At 57.1% G+C, this 18,962-nt stretch carries 19 protein-coding genes, 2 tRNA genes and 1 pseudogene; 10 read left to right on the forward strand and 12 right to left on the reverse strand.

The genetic code is table 11. From position 1 onward, the window contains the following. Window positions 1–201: 201 nt before the first annotated feature. The 4 genes from H522_RS0103105 to H522_RS0103120 all read right to left on the reverse strand — a co-directional run bounded on the left by H522_RS0103105 (window position 202) and on the right by H522_RS0103120 (window position 5,773). Window positions 202–735 carry a YceI family protein gene (locus tag H522_RS0103105; protein WP_026961189.1) on the reverse strand — a complete coding sequence of 178 codons (534 nt, stop codon included), beginning with the start codon at window positions 733–735 and terminating at the stop codon, window positions 202–204. Window positions 736–960: 225 nt separating this feature from the next. Beyond that, window positions 961–4,176, reverse strand: coding sequence for an adenosylcobalamin-dependent ribonucleoside-diphosphate reductase (locus H522_RS0103110; protein WP_026961190.1), 3,216 nt, complete (start codon window positions 4,174–4,176; stop codon window positions 961–963). A 31-nt stretch (window positions 4,177–4,207) separates the two neighbouring features. After that, a complete protein-coding gene (gene nrdR / locus H522_RS0103115; protein WP_026961191.1) occupies window positions 4,208–4,732 on the reverse strand; it encodes a transcriptional regulator NrdR in 525 nt (174 codons plus the stop codon). A 240-nt stretch (window positions 4,733–4,972) separates the two neighbouring features. Continuing rightward, window positions 4,973–5,773, reverse strand: a complete 801-nt coding sequence (locus H522_RS0103120) for an HAD-IIA family hydrolase (RefSeq protein ID WP_026961192.1) — start codon at window positions 5,771–5,773, stop codon at window positions 4,973–4,975. Window positions 5,774–6,003: 230 nt separating this feature from the next. On the opposite strand from H522_RS0103120, the gene H522_RS0103125 reads away from it, so the two are divergent. Then, window positions 6,004–6,864, forward strand: coding sequence for an MBL fold metallo-hydrolase (locus tag H522_RS0103125; RefSeq protein WP_026961193.1), 861 nt, complete (start codon window positions 6,004–6,006; stop codon window positions 6,862–6,864). 56 nt (window positions 6,865–6,920) lie between these two features. Here the strand turns inward: H522_RS0103125 and H522_RS0103130 are convergent, their stop codons facing one another. Then, entirely contained in the window at window positions 6,921–7,175 is a 255-nt protein-coding gene (locus H522_RS0103130) for a hypothetical protein (protein WP_026961194.1), read from the reverse strand. Window positions 7,176–7,268: 93 nt separating this feature from the next. Between H522_RS0103130 and H522_RS0103135 the strand changes: the two genes are divergently transcribed. Beyond that, window positions 7,269–7,958, forward strand: coding sequence for a hypothetical protein (locus H522_RS0103135; RefSeq protein ID WP_026961195.1), 690 nt, complete (start codon window positions 7,269–7,271; stop codon window positions 7,956–7,958). A 41-nt stretch (window positions 7,959–7,999) separates the two neighbouring features. On the opposite strand, the gene dapF is transcribed toward H522_RS0103135, so the two are convergent. From dapF to H522_RS0103160, 5 genes and pseudogenes are all read right to left on the reverse strand, one after another. Beyond that, window positions 8,000–8,878 carry a diaminopimelate epimerase gene (gene dapF / locus H522_RS0103140; RefSeq protein ID WP_026961196.1) on the reverse strand — a complete coding sequence of 293 codons (879 nt, stop codon included), beginning with the start codon at window positions 8,876–8,878 and terminating at the stop codon, window positions 8,000–8,002. A 65-nt stretch (window positions 8,879–8,943) separates the two neighbouring features. Next, window positions 8,944–9,363 carry a MaoC/PaaZ C-terminal domain-containing protein gene (locus H522_RS0103145; protein WP_026961197.1) on the reverse strand — a complete coding sequence of 140 codons (420 nt, stop codon included), beginning with the start codon at window positions 9,361–9,363 and terminating at the stop codon, window positions 8,944–8,946. A gap of 13 nt (window positions 9,364–9,376) precedes the next feature. Then, entirely contained in the window at window positions 9,377–9,814 is a 438-nt protein-coding gene (locus tag H522_RS0103150) for a MaoC family dehydratase N-terminal domain-containing protein (RefSeq protein WP_026961198.1), read from the reverse strand. Between the two features lie 37 nt (window positions 9,815–9,851). Then, window positions 9,852–9,989, reverse strand: a pseudogene (locus H522_RS20910) (SDR family NAD(P)-dependent oxidoreductase); the annotation flags it as partial. A 65-nt stretch (window positions 9,990–10,054) separates the two neighbouring features. Next, window positions 10,055–10,819: a beta-ketoacyl-ACP reductase gene (locus H522_RS0103160; protein WP_026961199.1), complete on the reverse strand. Its 765-nt coding sequence runs from the start codon at window positions 10,817–10,819 to the stop codon at window positions 10,055–10,057. A 233-nt stretch (window positions 10,820–11,052) separates the two neighbouring features. Between H522_RS0103160 and H522_RS0103165 the strand changes: the two genes are divergently transcribed. From H522_RS0103165 to H522_RS0103180, 3 genes are all read left to right on the forward strand, one after another. Beyond that, window positions 11,053–11,904, forward strand: coding sequence for a bifunctional 5,10-methylenetetrahydrofolate dehydrogenase/5,10-methenyltetrahydrofolate cyclohydrolase (locus tag H522_RS0103165; RefSeq protein WP_026961200.1), 852 nt, complete (start codon window positions 11,053–11,055; stop codon window positions 11,902–11,904). A gap of 123 nt (window positions 11,905–12,027) precedes the next feature. Then, window positions 12,028–12,114, forward strand: a tRNA-Leu gene (locus H522_RS0103170). 387 nt (window positions 12,115–12,501) lie between these two features. Continuing rightward, a tRNA-Leu gene (locus H522_RS0103180) sits at window positions 12,502–12,588 on the forward strand. A gap of 93 nt (window positions 12,589–12,681) precedes the next feature. On the opposite strand, the gene H522_RS0103185 is transcribed toward H522_RS0103180, so the two are convergent. Continuing rightward, window positions 12,682–12,966 (reverse strand): hypothetical protein, encoded by a 285-nt coding sequence (locus H522_RS0103185; protein ID WP_026961201.1) that lies wholly within the window; start codon window positions 12,964–12,966, stop codon window positions 12,682–12,684. Window positions 12,967–13,185: 219 nt separating this feature from the next. Then, on the reverse strand, window positions 13,186–14,682 hold the full coding sequence (locus H522_RS0103190; protein WP_026961202.1) for an MDR family MFS transporter: 1,497 nt from the start codon (window positions 14,680–14,682) through the stop codon (window positions 13,186–13,188). A 309-nt stretch (window positions 14,683–14,991) separates the two neighbouring features. On the opposite strand from H522_RS0103190, the gene H522_RS0103195 reads away from it, so the two are divergent. The 5 genes from H522_RS0103195 to H522_RS0103215 all read left to right on the forward strand — a co-directional run bounded on the left by H522_RS0103195 (window position 14,992) and on the right by H522_RS0103215 (window position 18,920). Beyond that, entirely contained in the window at window positions 14,992–15,186 is a 195-nt protein-coding gene (locus tag H522_RS0103195) for a hypothetical protein (protein ID WP_026961203.1), read from the forward strand. A gap of 187 nt (window positions 15,187–15,373) precedes the next feature. Beyond that, window positions 15,374–15,841, forward strand: a complete 468-nt coding sequence (gene purE / locus H522_RS0103200; RefSeq protein ID WP_035452412.1) for a 5-(carboxyamino)imidazole ribonucleotide mutase — start codon at window positions 15,374–15,376, stop codon at window positions 15,839–15,841. Further along, entirely contained in the window at window positions 15,831–17,030 is a 1,200-nt protein-coding gene (gene purK, locus H522_RS0103205) for a 5-(carboxyamino)imidazole ribonucleotide synthase (protein ID WP_026961205.1), read from the forward strand. The genes purE and purK overlap by 11 nt, the downstream gene beginning before the upstream one ends. A 478-nt stretch (window positions 17,031–17,508) precedes the next feature. After that, complete coding sequence (locus tag H522_RS0103210; RefSeq protein ID WP_026961206.1) at window positions 17,509–18,210, forward strand: CoA transferase subunit A; 702 nt, start codon at window positions 17,509–17,511, stop codon at window positions 18,208–18,210. A gap of 50 nt (window positions 18,211–18,260) precedes the next feature. Beyond that, window positions 18,261–18,920: a CoA transferase subunit B gene (locus H522_RS0103215; RefSeq protein ID WP_026961207.1), complete on the forward strand. Its 660-nt coding sequence runs from the start codon at window positions 18,261–18,263 to the stop codon at window positions 18,918–18,920. Window positions 18,921–18,962 lie beyond the last annotated feature (42 nt).

Here is an 18,962-nt window from a genome sequence, read left to right on the forward strand (position 1 = left end):
TTATACACCATCTGCAGACATTGGCGGGTCCAGCCAGGCGATATACTGCGGAGCGACGAACGGTGCCCGTCCGGCGAGCGCCCCTTTGTCCAGGAACACTGGTTTTCCGCTCATTCCCCAACAAAAAAGGAGGGCCATTGGCCCTCCCTTCTTCGCAGCTACACACAGCTACGTGCACGCTGGATTAATCCTGCCCCAAGTTTATGCCTGACTCCCGGCCTCGATTTCAATGGAGACCTGAACCTCATTGCCAATCAGGACACCGCCGGTCTCCAACGCCGCATTATACTTCAGTCCATACTCTTCGCGGTTAATGGAACCATGCCCACTAAACCCGACCTTCAGGTTCCCCCACGGGTCCTTTCCTTGCCCCTCGTAGGTAACCAGGAAGGTCTCCGGACGAGTCGTACCGCGGATGGTCAGGTCGCCGGTGACTTCATACTCGCCGTCGCTCTTCTTGATAATACGCGTGGACTGAAACGTGATTTTTGGATACTTCTCGACATCGAAGAAATCGGCGGACCGCAGGTGTTTATCGCGATCCTCATTGCGCGTGTCGATGCTGTTCACGTCAATCTCGAACCGAATATTCGCGGTCGTCAGGTCTTCTGGATCCGCCGTGATTTCGGCCGAAAACTGATGAAACGTCCCTTTCACCTTGGATACCATCATGTGACGAACCGAGAAGTCGATGCTGCTGTGCGCTACATCAACGTCCCACTTTCGCAGGGCCATGGGAAAACCTCCTTATCCAACACAACTTACTTGATGCAATCAGCTTAACTATGTAAAGCTATGTCGCATCTTTAGTATGCATGGCTGCTGCCCCGCTGTCAAGACGATTTTGTCGTCTTCTGAAAATCCGGATTCCGTCCTAAAAACCCTTGCCACATCGCACGCACTGCCGGTAATCAGAACCGTATTCTCAGATACCTGATGCCGGACGACTCCTTTCCGCCCTTAACACTTGCTGTAACCGCACGCCTCGCATTCGTAGCACCCACCTGTGCGCACCAAGGACAGCTGGTGGCAGTTCGGACAGAGGTCCTTGGCCACGCTGTAAGAGCGTAGCGATGCCGGCTCCGTCTCCGCCGTCGCCGTCTCTTGTCCAGACGCCCATTCTGCAAAGCCACTGCGCCGCATAGGGAACGTCTCCGCATGTTCAATCAATGCTTTGGCAATCGCATCGGGCACCGACGTGATGCGCTGGTCGCCAAACCCGACCGAATTGAAACCCCCGATGCCGGAAAAATGCTTCACGAGTTCCGCTTCTTTATTCGGATTGTTGGAATCCCGCAAGTACAACGTGATGGCCCGCCCCAAGGCTTCGTTGGCCGCATACACGTCACTTCCGGCCTTGCCGATGTTCACGAAGATCTCCAAGGCTACATGTTCATCCGGATCGTCATTAATCGTGATGTACGCTTTGCCAAGCGGAGTTTCTTTTTTGTACGTCGCGCCATACAACACATCCGGGCGGCGGCGCTTCACGTATCCAGCCCCAGCCGAACGGGCACTCGTCGGCTGCCCGGCGTTCGCCTTACGCGCTGCCTCTTCGCTGTCGGAATGGGACAAATCCTCTGCCTGATCCGCACTCTCGGAGCGCTCCTCGCTCTTCAAGGACAGCACCTGTTCTGAACGTGACCCATCGCGGTAGATGGTCACCCCTTTGCACCCCAGCTCATAGGCCAGGTCATACAGGCGCTTGGTGTCCTCCACTGTATACGAATTCGGCGCGTTGCAGGTTTTCGAAATGGAGCTGTCAATCCACTTCTGCAGCGCGGCCTGCACGCGGACGTGCTCCTCGGGCGTCAGGTCCATCGCCGTGACAAAGTACTCCGGCAACTGTTCCTCCCCTGGATGGGTATCGAAATACTCCTGCACGATGGCCGCGTTCTCCTCGAACATGCCCAGACGCGAGTTACGGAAGTACGACCAAGCGTAATATGGCTCACACCCGGTGGAACAGCCGACCATGGTGCCGGTGGTACCCGTGGGTGCAATCGTCATCGTGGTCACGTTGCGCACGCCGTACTTGCGCACCGCCTCCGCCACGTGCGGACGTTCCGCCGCCATCTGGCGCATGTAACCCGATTGCAGAAACTTTTCTGCGTCAAACCGCTCAAACGGCCCGTTTTCCTTGGCCAGCTCGACCGATTCCAGGTAACACCATTCCGCCATAAAGCCAAGCAGGACGTCGATGAGCCGCACCGATTCGTCCGATCCGTAGCGCACCCCGCAGTAGAGGAGCAGGTCATGCAACCCCATGATGCCGAGGCCGACGCGCCGCTCGCTCATCTGATTCCGACGGTTCTCTTCAAACGGGTAGTAGGTCGCGTCAATCACCGCGTCCTGGAAGCGCAAACCGGATCGGACGACGTCCTCCAACTCCTCCCAGCGGATGTGATGGAGGAAAAACTCCGCCTTCTCCTTGTCAAAGTGCTTTTCAAGCTGCTCGCGCACGGCCGCTTCTTTGTCCTTGTCCGTAAACTCGCAGACCTCGCCCGAGTCCTCGAAACCGCAGGCGAACTTGCTTAGGACCACGGCGCCAAGGTTGCAGATGCCGTATGCCGGCAGAGGTTGCTCACCGCACGGATTCGTCGCCACCAACGGGTTATAGTACCAGGAATTGGACATCTTATTCGCCCGGCCCAAAAACACGACGCCCGGCTCGGCCGATTTCCAGGCAGAGGTCACCAATTCATCCCACAGCTCGCGAGCCGTGAGCGTATCATACGTGACAAATTCACGCCCGCTCTGCTCCCACTTGTCAAAGTCACCGTCAAACTCGGTGACGTCTTCCGCGCGCACGAAGCCAATCGGCCAGGGCTCATCCGCCTCCTTGGCGGCCATGAACCGCTCCGAAACGCCCACCGAAATGTTGGCCCCCGTGATGACCCCGTCGACCTGTTTACAGCGGATGAACTTCAGAATGTCCGCATGGCGATCGCTCAAAATCAGCATCAGGGCCCCTCGGCGCGATCCGCCCTGAAGTGTTAATTGGCAACCGACGCTCATGATTTCGCCCACGCCGACCGGACCAAAGCCATCGCCGAATACCTGATTGCCCTTATCGTACAACTGCCCCCAGGAGTATGCGCCGGAACTTCTGCCGTTGACCCCGCGGACATAGCTGTACCGCGGCCGCAGGGAGGACAGGATGATGGATACCGTTTTGCCTTCTTGCATCCGTTCCCACATATCCGCGAGCGTGCTGGCAATAGTGCTCCGTTGATCGCCCGGGTAGAGAATCGTGCCAATCACATCCGAGAGGACCACCGCGCCACTGGACAAAATCTTTTCATATAGCTCCTTTGCCGATACGGGCTCGGACCGCGTGACCGGCCGGCCCTCGGCTAGCCAATCCTCAATCCGCCCGTTCCACAAGTCGTCGTAGTGTTCCACACTGGTATCGGGAAAGACAAACTGCCACTCTGCGTCTTCCTCGACCGCTCGCAAAAAGCTGCGGTTGACCCGCACCACCTTCGTGCTGTGCGGGTACTCCGCCTCCAGGAATTCCGGCAGGTCTGCATGCCAAACATCCAACACCAGGTTGAGGTACTGGTTACGCGGCTCGGACGACACAGGGACGACGGTGCCCTGTGGGGGAATACGAGAAAGGTTCATCCCCACGCCACCGCTGCGCGCCTGAATTTCCAGCGTCTGCCCGAAGGATTCGGCGTAGTCGCGCAGGGTCGGTCCGACACTGGGAATGACGAAACAGTTATAGCTGGTGGTTTGCATCCCCGACCCTAACGAGGCATTGACGCGGCCCCCTGGGACATAGCGCCAGCGGCTCTGCAGTTGATAAAACCTCTCCTCCCAGTAGGCCGGGTTGTTCGTCACCGCCGCGGCTCCGCGGGCCACGCGGCGCCACATTTGCCGCGGCGCGGTCTCCATCAGGACATCCACTTGGTGAAAGGGCAGAGTTTCCCGCACCCCGTCTTTCAACTCGACGGTGACTGTGTGTTCCTCCTCATGCACTTCCACGACCCGCGCCAACTCGTGATAGGCGCGCTTTTTATCGAGCACGGCCACCACCAAGGCGCCGGGACGGAGAGATTGTTTCGTCACATCTTTCAAAAGGTAACGGTCGGCGACAATCCGTTCCCCGGTGGAACTCAGGGCGTCTTCTGCCGTAAACGGCAGCATGCTTTGTTCAACCGTGCGACTCATGTGTTCAACCCCCACGTTATGTATGATTCAATTAAAGATTTTCAGGGCTCCGGTTCTCCAACTTCTCCCGTTCCGCTCTGCTTGCCTGGCGTCTGGATGCATCGCTCAAGAGTCCAAGCACCTCTTGCGCCAACGTTTCCACATCGCGAAACTCCCGATACACACTGGCAAAGCGAACATAGGCCACGCCGTCCAGTTGGCGCAGTTCCTCCATCACCCGCTCGCCAATGACGGAAGACGGCACCTCCCGCTCGTATTCCAACCGCAGGCTGCGCTCAATTCGGTGCACCACGTCCTCCACGGCATCGGCAGGAATCGGGCGTTTTTCGCACGCCTTCATCAGTCCCCGGTAGAGCTTGTCCGCTGAAAATTCCTCCCGCTTTGCGTCCTTCTTAATGACCATCAACGGACGCTGTTCCACGCGCTCGTACGTGGTGAACCGCCGCCCGCAAGACGGATTGCTGCACTCACGGCGCCTGCGAATGATACTCCCATCCTCGCCAGCCCGCGATTCGATGACGCGTGAATTGTCACTGCCGCAGTATGGACACCGCACCCCGTCTCCCTCCCGTCGACCGCGCATCGGTTGCCTATGCGTTGGTTTACATAAGCATCCCGGTTTGAACCCTATATCTAGTGCACATTGACCAGACAACAACGATTATACCCACTATATATATGGCAGGCAAGCGAAAGAAAAGTCCGCCCGCTGCCCATTCCTTCAGATATCGCCATTCGCCGCGAGATTTTTTCTGAACTCGCCCGTTTGCGGACAACTCTATCATCTAGACGGCCTCTAATCGATTTCAGCGACCGATGGAAATGTATATTCCGGATAAACATCCATCTCGTCAGCTGGGTACTGAACCCCGCTTTGTACCCAAACCGTGGTCAGACCGCATGCGCGTCCGGCTGCAATATCGGTACGCAGATTGTCTCCGACAATGAACGTCGCGCTGCGCGACAGTCCGTACCTCGATAAGGCGTAGTCAATGAACTCGGGGGCAGGTTTCCCGACAACCACCGGCTCGACCCCGCTCGCTTCCGCAATTAAGCGGCCAACCGCGCCGTTTCCCGGATAGAACCCGTGCCCAACCGGTAGACGAACATCCGGATTGGTCAAGACAAACCAGCCCAAATCCATCGCAAGCATCGCAAATGCCGCGTAGTCCAAATACCGTGCTTGCGTATCCAGTCCAAGCACAAGGGCGTCGACCTGCGGCAGCTGCGTTTCGGGCCACCCGCGCAGACCTACCGCAACCAACCCGACCGCCTCCAGCGCCTCCGTCACTCCAGCCGCACCAAGGAATCCTACGCGTCCCTTGCCAATCCGCCGCTTTACAAAGGCTGCGCTAGCCTCACTGGATGTCACCACTTCTTCAGCATGGGCACCAATCCCCATGCCCTTCAGTTTCTCTGCCGTCTGCCGCGGGGTTCGGACCGAATTGTTGGTGAGAAAGACCGGCTGAATTCCCCGGTCACGCAATCGCTGAACAAACTCCGCCGCCCCCGGAATGACCGCGTCGCCCCGGTATAAGGTTCCGTCCAAATCAATTAACGCCGCTTGCCAGGCGTGCTCCAGCAGTTTCGTCGGCATCGGTCATCCACCTCCGTCATGCCCTGTCTGCAAACTCGGTTGCCTGGCTACCAGAGTACTTTACTCTACTTCACGCCACGACGCTATGGGCAGTGGATGGAGAGTGTGTGTCTGGACCGTGAAAGCGGCCTACAGTTTGCGGTAGAATCAAAAGGAGATACAATCGTGACGCCAGGTCCTTACAAGTGCGCATCTGAACACGCACCGGATGATAGGTAGGAGGGCGCTTTATGCAGGCCGAGTACGCATGGACTCCGCAGCACGTGACGGATCATGTCTGGCAGATCCCCTTTCCCACACCCACGCTCCCGCCGCTAGATCACACCAATACATACCTCGTTACCAACAGGAACAGAGGCCTGGTGATTGATGTCGGGACGGATAACCCGGAACATCTGAACTGGCTGTCCACATTTCTGAAGAAAATAGGCGTCGCCCATCTGGAGCTCCTCGCCACGCATCACCATATCGACCACGTCGCCGGTCTGCCTAAGCTGGCCGCCGTTTGGCAGGCCCCGATATACATACATCCCGTTGATGCCAGACCGGCTTGTCGGCGACTGGGTCTGTCCCCGCTTTCCGTACACGCCCCGCCGACGGCGTTTGACCTGGCGGGCATCGCCGTCGAAGTGATGCATGCGCCCGGACACACCCACGGCCACCTCCACGTCAAGATTCCGCAAGACTGCATCCTCCTCGTCGGGGATAACCTCTCTGGAATCGGAACCGTCTGGGTTGGCCCACCAGACGGACATATGGAGGACTACCTGCGGACGCTTGACGCCGTCGCCGCGAATGACGGTCTGCTCGCTGGGCCGGGGCACGGGGACATCCTACCGGACGCCCGAGCGGCCGCCGAGGCGACGAAACAACGCCGCCTCCGTCGCGAGCAGGAGATCCTCTCCTTCATCCAGCAGCGCCCGTACACGGTGGCAGAACTAAGAGACCAGATTTACGGCCCCAGTCTGGCCCAAGGCGCACAGACCGTGGCCATACGTACACTCAAAGCCCATCTGCAACACCTGATGGAGAAGCGGCAGGCACGGCTGATATGGCGCGAGGGGAAATTTTACTACCAGGCCTGTCGCTAGGCCCCAGTGTCTGTGTATCCGTCCATCCGTTGCCGGCAGCGCCGGCACCAGGCCGCCTAGAGACCTTGGAGATTGAGGTTCCCATTCGCTTTCATGTCCGGATCAAAGACCGGAGAATCCAACCAATCCGGATCGATATACAGGTTGAACATGGATGGAGTAACGTTCCAATCCCCCATGTTGAACGCGCTGGCTAGTTTCGTCACCGAATGGGAGTCCCAGCCATTTTGCAGGTTCTGACCAAACCAAACGCCGGAATTATTGCTTTGCGCAGCGATTTTGATGCCGCCGAAGGCAATGAAAACGGCCATCTACCCGCCCCCTCACTCTTAGCTTAGATTATGCCAGAACCAAGAGGAGGGCGACTCGTTTCATCGATCCCTATTGGAGGGGAGGGATTTGTGATGCCAAGCTCGGCCTGCTGGGACTTTTGGTCAACCTGCTTCCGGATGGCCCGCCGACCTCGCACCGTCATTGATACCTTATCCCTGCCGCTGGCAGCGGCGGTCCGCCGCTGTCGTTGGGCCACCGCCTGGTCCGTGACTCTATTGGCACTGGCAACTTGGCTGGCAGATCCAGGCTGGCCGACGACGACCGTTCGTCACCTCCTGTCCGCTCCCTGGGTTGGCCCAGACATCGCCAATTTGGCCTACGTTACGGCCGCCCTGCTCACCATGCCCACCGGGTACGGGATGGTACGTCTGTATACGCTCATTCACCATACGCTGGCCGTCAATGTCTTTCACACCGCTGGTCTCCGATTGAAACTTCTGAACCTGGAGACAACCCTGCTGTCGCTCTCCTTCCCGTATGCCGTTTGTGAAGTGCTGGGGAAATGGATGCCGTGGATAGGCTCACTGGGATTCATTGTGGTGAGTGCCTTCGCCGTGTGGTTGGTCGGCGTGGGGTATGACATGATTTTCGTCCGGCGGCAACGACGCCGGTTGGGTCTGACAGGCGGAATCCTGCTGTGGATGGGCGCGACGGCACTGACGCTGTTTGTGCTTGTCGTCGGTGCCGCCACTGTGCTGGTTGCCTTGTCGGTTGTTGGTTTTTTTGTCGTGCTGGTGGCGCGCACGCAGCGGTTGTCCTGAACTTAATCGTCCTGAACTTAAAGGGATGTCCGGACACGTATCTAAATGGCGGGATGAACCTCCACTGCTTCAGAGGCCTGCGGCCAGACGAATTCCCCGGACATGACCTCCACCGCCTCGCCCGTCATCCATACCCGACCGTCCTGCACCTCAATGTCCAGGTCGCCGCCGAGCAGGTGGACACGCACGCAACTCGCAAGCCAGCCCTCGCGTACGCCGGCTGCCACGCTCGCACAGGCTCCCGTTCCGCAGGCGTACGTAATGCCAGACCCGCGCTCCCATACGCGAAAGTCCAGCTCATCCCGACCGCGCGGGCTGACAAATTCGACATTGATTCGCTGCGGGAAATCTGGGTGGCGCTCAATGTACGGCCCCGCCTCCGCCACCGGCGCGGCCGTCGCGTCGGCGCAACGAATCACAAAGTGCGGATTGCCCATGGAGACGAAACTCCCGACAAACTCCCCAGCCGGGGTTTGCACGCGGCCGCGGTACGGATCCTCCGCATCCGTGATACCCGTAAAACCGACCGCCGACGCGCCGAAGCTGGCCTCCCCCATGTCGATGGTGACGCGCTCCACGCGGCCGACGGACCGATGTACAGCTGCCCACACCACACCCGTCTTTACCTCGATGGGAAACTCCTCCGAATCGGTATACCCATGTTCGTACACGTACTTTGCCACGCAGCGCAGGCCGTTTCCACACGTTTCTGCTTCAGATCCGTCCGCGTTGAAGATCCGCATGCGCACTGCGGCCGTTTGGCTTGGGCCGATGACGATAAGCCCGTCCGACCCGATGCCCCGCCGCACATCGCTGACGGCTCGCGCCAGCATCGGTAGCTCCGAATCCTTGAGCGGCTCCTGAAACGCATCCACGTAAATGTAATTGTTGCCCAGAGCGTGCATTTTCGTAAAGCGCATTGGCTGTGCCCCCCAAACCACGATGCAATTTCAGTATAGCGCATTGGAGTCGGCACAGGACCGAATCAGACAAGCATCGGTACACGAAATTGGGCGTTTCCTCGAACCACGCATCGCCCTTCGGCGACATCGGCCCAGACCTCGCAGTCAATCACTTGCCATTTCTCTTCGATCGCGACCTTCTCAATCCGTCCCTGGCAAGTCACAACATCCCCCGGCCGCACCATATCGGTGAAGCGCACGGAAAAACGCAGCAAGTCCCCCGTTTCCCCGATGGCCTGGGTCAGCATTTCCCCGACAAACGCCATAGTCAGCATGCCGTGGGCGATGACACCGCCCAGGCCCGCTTCCCGCGCGTATTCCTCCACCGTATGAATCGGGTTGAAGTCCCCAGAAGCGCCGGAGTACTTGACCAACTGAATCTTGGTCACCGGGGGCATGCTCACTGGGCCGATAGTTTGGCCAATCGAAAACTCCGTTGCCACGCGCGTATCCCTCCTACCCCCTGCGAATCACCGTGGATTTGGACCTTTGCACCAGCTCGCCCCGGTCATTGACCACCTGATGCCGAAAGACAACGAACGTCATCCTTCCTGATTTTCCTTGCTTCTCCACGACGTCAGCCAATTCCATGGAACAGTACAGCACATCCCCAGCCAGAATCGGCAGGAAATACTCATACGCTTGCTCCCCATGAATTAAGCCAGCCCGTGGAAAATCGAGGTCTGGAATGGTCCCGTAGTCAAATGTCCGACTGAACGTCGGGGGAGCCACCAAGCGGCCAAAGCGGCTGCTTGCCGCGTATTCCTCGTCGAGGTATAACGGATTGGTCGATCCGATGGCCTGCGCGAACTTGCGGATGGCCCCTTTCTCGACTTCATTCCGCACTGGTGCGGAAGACCTGCCGATGAATGCCCGTAAATCCGGTGCCGTCATGTCCATTCCTCCCAGCTATGCGATAACCCCTTCATCAAGCCTCCAGCTTCCGCGAACATCGGACGAGCTTCGCCCCTGCTTCTGCGTAGCCCTGGGCAATCTGCGCCCCCAGTCCGCGCCCGCCGCCTGTAATCAGGGCCACCTTTCCATCCAAGCGAAACAAATCCAATACCATCACGCCGTCCACCCCGGCATTGCCGTGTCATAGAACCTGCCGCTGCCTTCGCTGCCCTTTCGAAGTCAGCCTTGCGGACGTGCCCCGTTGATGTAAATGACCTGTCCAGAAACATAGCTCGCCTCATCGCTCACCAGGAACGCAATCACGTTGGCCACGTCTTCCGGCTTCCCGGCTCTGCGCAGCGGAATCCGCTCTACGGCGGCACGCTCGAAATCTTCAAACGTCATGCCGACGCGCTCGGCAGTCGCTCGCGTCATATCAGTGACGATAAACCCCGGTGCCACTGCGTTTACGTTGATGTTAAACGGTCCAAGTTCGATGGCCAACGTACGCGTGAATCCTTGTAGCCCCGCTTTCGCCGCCGAATAGTTGGCCTGACCGCGGTTGCCCAAAGCCGATGTGCTGCTGGTATTGACAATCTTGCCGTAGCGCTGCTCGACCATATAGCGTTGAGCCGCCTTGCTGCACAGAAAGGTGCCCTTGAGATGCACGTTCATCACCGTGTCCCAATCATCCTCGCTCATCCGAAACAGCAGATTGTCACGAATCACTCCTGCATTGTTGACAAGAATGTCCAACCGGCCAAACGTGTTCACGGCGGTCTCCATCGCGTGCTCCACGGCCGCCGCGTTCGTCACATCGCAGCCAATCGCCAAAGCCTGCCCCCCAGCCTCCACAATCGCTTTCACCGTATCTTCACAGGCATCCTCCCGTACATCCAACACAGCCACCTTGGCCCCATCGGCCGCCAGCCGCTTGGCTGTGGCCGCGCCAATGCCGCGAGCCGCCCCGGTAACCACCGCAACCCGATCCTGCAAACGCCCCATAGCCATACCTCCAAATCTTTATTTCATAATTGAAACGGTATTACAAACTATCCATGTTCTGATCGTAGCGAAGAAAGGAAAGCGCTGTCAACCGTTGCTCTGGCGATTTTTGTGACAATCCGGTAGGATAGCGGACAGCGGGTCTTATGACGGAAAAAGTAGGTGTCCGGAAAGGAGATCGGTGCGACGCTCTGACCCCTTTCCAGACAACCTCGAATAAGGAGTGGAGATACGTGTCCGAACCCACCATTCTTTACGGCAAGCCGGTGGTGAATCAAATTCATGAAGACATCCGTCGGCGACTGGAAACCTTAAAGAACAACGGCGTGACCCCCTGCCTGGCCACCATCTTGGTCGGGGACGATCCGGCTTCCGCCACGTATGTACGCATGAAAGGCAACGCCTGTCGTAGACTCGGGCTGACATCGCGCCCGATTCACCTGCCCAGCAGCACCGATACCGAAACCCTCATCCGTACCATCCATGACCTAAATGACGATCCGTCTGTCCACGGCATCCTGTTGCAACACCCAGTTCCCGCAGGGATTGACGAACGAGCCGCGTTTGATGCCATTCGCCTTGATAAGGACGTGGACGGCGTGACCAGCGCTGGATTCGGACTGACCGCGTTCGACCGTCCCGGACACCGGTCGTGCACACCCGAGGGTATCCTGCACATCTTGGACTTTTATCACATCCCGTTGCGCGGGAAACACGCCGTCGTCCTCGGACGAAGCGCCATCCTAGGCAAACCGGTCGCGGCGATGCTGTTGAACCGCGACTGCACGGTGACCATCTGCCATTCCAAGACCGAGCAAGTGGCCGATCTCGTTCGCCAAGCGGACATCCTGATTGCGGCCGTTGGGCGGCCCCGATACGTGCAGGGAAGCTGGCTTAAACCGGGCGCAGTGGTCATTGACGCGGGTTACAACGAAGGGAATATTGGCGATGTCGATTTCGATTCCTGCCTACCCCGCGCCGGAGCCATTACACCGGTGCCCGGCGGCGTGGGTCCGGTGACCATCGCGACGTTGCTCCAACACACCGTCCATGCTGCCGAGCAGGCATCGTTGTCCACGGTATGACGAAGACAAGCAAATTCAGAGCGCAACGCACCGCTGGACTTTGCGAAAATGGGGCTTGCAAAACTATTCCGCGCCTGCTATAATTCCTTTTGTCGCCGCGCTAAGCGGAACAAAAGAGAATACGCGGTCGTGGCGGAATTGGCAGACGCGCAAGATTCAGGTTCTTGTGGGCGCAAGCTCGTGGAGGTTCAAGTCCTCTCGACCGCACCAACACAAACTGCACTTATGAGTGCAGTTTTTTGTTTACAGGCCTTTTGGTTACCTAGCGATAGATGAGCATGACGTCCCCACCTTACCCACGCTTCAGGTTACCCTTCGAAGCAGAAACTGGCGCGGAGAAACCTCTGCGCCAGTTTCTGTCGACATGCACACCCTTACGAAAGCTTTTCCACAATCGTACCGGTGAGATCGACAATGGTCAATGCCAGCTCGGTCGGCGCGGTGGCATCGGTCTCAACCATAATTCAGCCAGCGTTTATGCGCTTATCGTTGCGTATTCGTTCAGATGATGTACGAGGCCCAATCGGCACTTGAATCCCTGTTATTTCGTGTTATAATAAAGACCGTTCGTACTCACGCGAATGCAATTCAATCTATGCGGTCGTGGCGGAATTGGCAGACGCGCAAGATTCAGGTTCTTGTGGGCGCAAGCTCGTGGAGGTTCAAGTCCTCTCGACCGCACCAAAAAAAAGCCAAGGGATGGATGCTTCGTATCCCTTGGCTTCTATTTTTCTTGTTCTCGTGACACCGACCATGCTCTGAGACAAGGTATTTTGATCATGCGCGATTGGACCACTGGATCTGGGCTGCCGTCTCCAACCCTCGCCGCAGGACGTCAGCCGCGATTTGAAAAGCAAACTCGGGTGGCATGCCTTGCTGCATGCAACGGTCAATCAGGTCTGAAGTTCCAGAAACCAATTCCTCAAACCAAGGAGCCAGCTGGACGTGCAGGCGTTGCTCTGACGGACTCGAGGTGCTGTCCCCGAACGTTTCCGGTTCTGTGTCACGACGATTCGAGTCTGTCCTGCTCCCTTGATTCTCACCTTTCTTTCCGTCCCCCACCGAACAAATCCTCCTTCCACATGTCCCTAGGACAGCTTTGTCACCGAAACGGATGTAAGTTTCTGCCACAGCAAACCGGGTATGCTCGCGTTCTTCCACCCCCTGGTTCTATCTGTATGGTCAGAACCGAGGGAGGCATAGGCTGGAGCGGATAGGCGGATGAACTGTCCTCGCAGGACACGTAAGCTCTCCCCGCATCCGGCCCAAAAAACGTACGGATCAACCCACTTGCGACTGCTGCTCGAGGACTTTTTTATGGGACGGTAAGATGAAGGTTGTCACAAGGTTTGCAAGCGCGATGACAAATAACACCATAAAAATGTTGTGCATACTATGCGCTAATGCCTCATCATACAGGTGCAGAACACCTTGGGGAATCTGGGCCGCTTGCGCTCCCGATAGCATCGACGCCACGTTCCCGTGCCACTTCAATCCGTGAGCCGTCGCATAGGCGCTGAGTGAGTTGTTGAACCACGTGCCGAAAGCGGCAATTCCCACCGTCTGCCCCAATGAACGAACAAACGTGTTGGAGGCCGTTGCGGCTCCGCGCATGCGCCAGCCTACGGCTGATTGAATCAGTACGGTTGTCGGTGTCATCGCGTATCCCATCCCCAAGCCAATCACAATCATGACCCCGACGAAGTACCAATACGGGGAAGATAACGAGATGGCCAATAACCAAGCGCTTCCGGCGGCAATCAATATACCGCCAAACACAGTCGTCGCTTTCGATCCAATCCGATACATGTAGCGTCCGGCCACGGTTGCACCAATCGGCCAAGCAATGGACATCGGCATCAAGGTGAGACCGGAACTTGTCGCGGAATGGCCAAGAATCATCTGTATCCACATGGGAAGATACACGTTGGTACCGATAAGTACACAGCTGGCCAAAAAACCAATCACGTTGGAGACCGCAATGACCGGAATCCGAAACAACGTAAGCGGCACCAATGGCTGACTAACCCTGGTCTCGACCACGAGAAAGGCGGCAAGGCTCACGGCTGAAAGCAAAAATAGCCCGATGGCCTCCCAGGACCCCCATGTGAACCATTGGCCAGCCCCTAACAGGGCATACAGCAAGGCGGTGATGCCCAGCGTAAATAAAACGGCTCCCCCATAGTCAATCTGCTGCTCTTTCCGACTGAACGATTCATGCAGGAACAGCCAGACAAGGACAAGCGACACCAATCCAACCGGCAGGTTAATATAAAAGATCCAACGCCAGCTGATTTTATCCACGAAGAGTCCGCCAACCAGCGGCCCCAACAGCCCGGCTATGCCCCAAACCGAAGAAAACAGTCCCTGCATACGCGCTCGTTTTTCGCCCGGAAATAAATCGCCAATAATGGTAAACGTGACGGGCATGACCGCCCCTGCTCCGATACCTTGGAACGCCCGAAACCAAATCAGCTGTGTCATCGTTTGCGAAGCCCCGGACAGCATAGAACCAAGCACAAACAGAATCACGCCCACGGAAAAGACCATTTTGCGGCCAAACAAGTCCGCTAATTTCCCATAAATTGGTGTTGTGACACAAGTTGTCAAAGTATACACAGCGAATACCCAGCTGGTCATGCTCAGACCGCTTAGGTCCTCGACAATTTTCGGCATCGCCGTACTGACCACCGTCACGTCAATAGCCACCAGCAGAATGGCCACCAACATGGCAAGGGTGACCATGGAACGATTCGTTTCTCGTTGTCGATGTTGCACTCGTCCCACTCCATCCATTATATTAGACATTATTTCCTTATTATGCTGGACCTGGGCCACTTCCGTCCAGCACACACCGTCAAACGGATATGTGTATCCCCATCGTGACAATCCGTATCCTGGCCGTGACCGCATGTCTCGGGAGCCTGCGTAAAGCCTTCGTCGACCAGCGGCCTGCCCCGTGCCCATGTAAATCTATCCCCTACTAAACCAAATCTTGCACCCATTTGCAATCCGGACAACATCGGTAGAGTTTCTCATAACAGGGTGGAAAAATCGTCATACTGACCTTGGAAGGAGGACCAGCCCATGCGTGAATCACAGCGAGTCCCGGGTTACCGCATGCGAAACTTCGATGAGCGTGAGTTTGTGAAGGAGTATCAGCGCAATGTTCGGCGATATGAGGTTAAGGGTGGGGATTTAGCCGCAGAACCCAGACAGGCGCCGGCGGACGGCAAACATGAAAACCGGTTCGAAGGGGTGTCGAACGAGGCCGACGAATGACCGTATCAGCCAACGAAGTTCCGAGTCGGGATACACCCTCTCACTGGCCAATACGTCCCGCCGTTGTTAAGATGTAAGTATTGTTTGGCGCAGGGACAAGCCTGCTCGGCACAGCCACAGGCTTTCTCAGCGCCCGGCGTGAAATAACGGGGAGGGGAACGTTGTGCAACCTTTGGTCGGTGTCATCATGGGTAGCCACTCGGATTGGCAAACCATGCAGCATACGTGTCAAATTCTCGACGAATTCGACATTCCCTATGAAAAAAAGGTCGTCTCCGCCCACCGTACTCCCGACTGGATGTTCGAATACGCGGCATCGGCGGAAGGACGCGGTCTAAAGGTAATTGTCGCCGGCGCCGGCGGGGCGGCTCACTTGCCGGGCATGGTCGCGGCAAAAACAACGCTACCGGTCATCGGGGTTCCAGTACAAACTTCCAGCCTGTCCGGTTTAGACTCCCTGTTGTCGATTGTGCAAATGCCCGGCGGGGTGCCAGTCGCAACCGTAGCCATCGGGAAGGCAGGGGCCGTCAACGCCGGCTTACTGGCTGTTCAGATTCTGGGCCTTCTACAGCCGAGCGTACGGCAGCGGTTTATCGAACGCAGGCGACGGATCGAACAGGAAGTCTTGACAGGAGGGGATCCGGGTGAGCAATAATCCGCAGCACCCCCCAGTCATTTTGCCCGGGAGTACAGTCGGGATTTTAGGCGGCGGCCAGTTGGGCCGAATGATTGCAATTGCGGGCCGACGTATGGGATACCGATTTGTTTCGCTCGATCCAACCGAAGACGCTCCAGCCGGTCAGGTGAGCGACCGGCAGATTGTCGCCTCGTATTCGGACCTTATAGCGGCACGGCAACTGGCAGAACTCAGTGATGTCATCACGTACGAATTTGAGAACGTGGATGCAGGCGTGGCCGCCCTCCTAGAACGCGAAGCGTTCGTGCCACAAGGCAGTCAATTACTACGGATAACCCAGCACCGAGTCCGCGAAAAACGAGCCATTGAAGCCTGCGGCGCCCAGGTCGCCCCTTACCTGCCGGTACGCAGCCGCGAAGACCTGAAACAGGCTGGGGAGACCTTGGGCTATCCCTACGTACTCAAAACCTCTACCGGGGGATACGACGGGAAGGGTCAGTGGCTGTGTCGCAGTCAGTCCGAGTTGGACCACATTTGGCAGGAAGCGGAACACGCAGTACGGCATCATCTTCAAGATGAGGACGAGCCCTTGGTAGCCGAGAAGTACATTTCATTCACGAAAGAATTATCGGTCATTGTCGCACGGAGCCTGCGCGGTCAAATCCAATCATTTCCAGTGGCTGAAAACATTCACCGCGAACACATCTTGCATCTGTCAATTCTGCCGGCGCGCATCCCGGAAACAAAAGCGGCAGAAGCACAACGCTTGGCAGAAAAAGTCGCTACGGGATTGCAAATGGTCGGCCTCTTGGCGGTCGAAATGTTCTTGACGGAGGACGACCAACTCTACATCAACGAACTCGCGCCACGCCCCCACAATTCCGGGCATTACACGGACGACGCGTGTACGGTATCGCAGTTTGAGCAACATTTGCGGGCGATTTGCAACCTGCCTTTGGCCAACGCAAGGCTGACCACCCCCGTCGTTATGGTCAATGTTTTAGGTGAACACGTAGCTCCCCTCCTCAAAGCATTGCCCAACGTCGGTCCGGACATCAAAATTCATCTGTACGGAAAACATGAGGCGAAACCCAAGCGGAAAATGGGTCATCTCAACGTCCTCGCGCCGTTGCCGGAGGCCATACGGGCGCTCCGCCACCTGGAGGTTTGGCCACATGAAAGCTTAGAGGTCGGAAATTCCGACTAAGAGTTTCGGAAAGGGGTTCGAACTCCCCTTCCCGGACACCCGCATTCAGTCGACGGAATATCGTCACATTCCCCGCACACTTTGCGATATATCGACACGGCTGCCGTGCTACACTGAGAGTAGGAAACGAAACAGCGAGGTGTAGCGAGTGAAAGGCAACCGCGAACCCGACAATCCTTTAGTCACATTCGAGCGTTTTTGGAGGGTTGCAGAAAAAATCACCGTGGTCTGTTCGTTCGTACTTGTCATCGGTACGGCAGGGTATGTGTCCTTGCACGCTCTCGCCTGATTTTTGGAGATATCGCCTACCCTCTCCGCGGCCCCATTGGGCCGCGATTGTTTTTTTCCAAAGGATCTGTCTTCACTCATCCCCGCACTCTCTCCCACCGATAGTCCATGTCTGAAACCGCTTGCAAAAAATCGCTCCCTATGCGGTAATGAACGTGAGTCGTGAGTTTTCCGAGGGGAGGAGCGGATTTTGAATAAACTGTACGCTTCCGCCGCGGATGCTGTCCGTGATATTCCAGACGGAGCTACCTTGCTCGTCGGTGGGTTTGGCTTGGTGGGTATCCCCGAAAACCTGATTGAAGCGCTACGTAATCAGGGCACAAAAGGCCTCACCTGCGTGAGCAACAACTGCGGCGTGGATGACTGGGGACTCGGCTTGTTGTTGCAAACCCGCCAGATCCGAAAGATGGTCTCCTCCTATGTGGGCGAAAACAAGACCTTTGAGCGCCAGTTTCTCCAAGGAGATTTAGAAGTGGAGCTGGTCCCCCAAGGTACGCTCGCCGAGCGCATCCGGGCCGGAGGAGCCGGCATCCCCGCCTTCTACACCCCTACCGGTGTCGGTACTCCCGTGGCCGAAGGGAAAGAGACGCGTACGTTTGCTGGCCGAGAATACGTGTTGGAACGCGCGATTATCGGAGACTTTGCGCTGATTAAAGGTTGGAAAGCCGATACCTTGGGCAATGTGATCTACCGCAAAACGGCCCGGAACTTCAATCCGTTAATGGCTGCCGCCGGGCGCGTCACCATTGTCGAAGTCGAGGAGCTCGTAGCGCCCGGTGAGCTGGATCCGGACGCGATACACACCCCCAGCATCTACGTGCAGCGCATCGTCGTTGGCGCTCGCTATGAAAAACGGATTGAACGGCGCACCGTTCGCGCAAGTGGTACATGACGCTACGCAGCGTACGGATAGAAACTGGTCAAGAACAGGAGGAGACGTCAATGGCACTCACCCGCAATCAGATTGTCAGACGTGCCGCCGCCGAGTTAAGGGATGGCGACTATGTCAATCTCGGCATCGGCATGCCGACTTTGGTCGCCAACTACATCCCCGCGGACATTGAGGTGATTTTACACTCCGAGAACGGGTTGCTTGGCATCGGCCCTTATTCGGCCCCTGGCGAGGAAGACCCGGATCTGATTAATGCGGGCAAGGAGACGATCACTATTCGTAAAGGCGCTTGTTTCTTCGACAGCGCCGAATCCTTCGCCATGATTCGCGGCGGTCACATCGATGTTGCCATCCTCGGCGCAATGGAAGTGTCGGAACGCGGTGACTTAGCCAATTGGATGATCCCAGGAAAAATGGTGAAAGGCATGGGCGGTGCGATGGACTTAGTGCATGGGGCGAAACGAGTCATCGTCACGATGGAACACTGTAATAAACAAGGCGAACCGAAAATCCTGCGTCAATGCCGTCTTCCCTTGACCGGACAGCGAGTGGTCCAGCGTATCATCACCGACCTGGCCGTGATTGATGTCAAAGACTGCGGCTTGTTCTTGCGAGAGATTGCCCCTGGCCATTCAGTAGACGAAATCGTGGCAAAAACCGGTGCACCCCTCGCCGTCGCGCCAGAAGGCGTTCGTCCCATCGCCATCTGACGATCCGGTGATTTCCCTGTATTCTATGATACAATGGCCTTC

The sequence above is a fragment of the Alicyclobacillus herbarius DSM 13609 genome (genome assembly GCF_000430585.1).
Taxonomy (GTDB): Bacteria; Bacillota; Bacilli; order Alicyclobacillales; family Alicyclobacillaceae; genus Alicyclobacillus_G; species Alicyclobacillus_G herbarius.

Coding starts and splice junctions, on each gene's coding strand:
- H522_RS0103215 (WP_026961207.1), top strand. CDS start 18,261: ATGGCACTCACCCGCAATCAGATTGTCAGACGTGCCGCCGCCGAGTTA.
- H522_RS0103135 (WP_026961195.1), top strand. CDS start 7,269: ATGCCAAGCTCGGCCTGCTGGGACTTTTGGTCAACCTGCTTCCGGATG.
- H522_RS0103150 (WP_026961198.1), bottom strand. CDS start 9,814: ATGACGGCACCGGATTTACGGGCATTCATCGGCAGGTCTTCCGCACCA.
- purE (WP_035452412.1), top strand. CDS start 15,374: ATGGGTAGCCACTCGGATTGGCAAACCATGCAGCATACGTGTCAAATT.
- H522_RS0103110 (WP_026961190.1), bottom strand. CDS start 4,176: ATGAGTCGCACGGTTGAACAAAGCATGCTGCCGTTTACGGCAGAAGAC.
- H522_RS0103125 (WP_026961193.1), top strand. CDS start 6,004: ATGCAGGCCGAGTACGCATGGACTCCGCAGCACGTGACGGATCATGTC.
- dapF (WP_026961196.1), bottom strand. CDS start 8,878: ATGCGCTTTACGAAAATGCACGCTCTGGGCAACAATTACATTTACGTG.
- H522_RS0103160 (WP_026961199.1), bottom strand. CDS start 10,819: ATGGGGCGTTTGCAGGATCGGGTTGCGGTGGTTACCGGGGCGGCTCGC.
- H522_RS0103195 (WP_026961203.1), top strand. CDS start 14,992: ATGCGTGAATCACAGCGAGTCCCGGGTTACCGCATGCGAAACTTCGAT.
- H522_RS0103105 (WP_026961189.1), bottom strand. CDS start 735: ATGGCCCTGCGAAAGTGGGACGTTGATGTAGCGCACAGCAGCATCGAC.
- H522_RS0103120 (WP_026961192.1), bottom strand. CDS start 5,773: ATGCCGACGAAACTGCTGGAGCACGCCTGGCAAGCGGCGTTAATTGAT.
- H522_RS0103130 (WP_026961194.1), bottom strand. CDS start 7,175: ATGGCCGTTTTCATTGCCTTCGGCGGCATCAAAATCGCTGCGCAAAGC.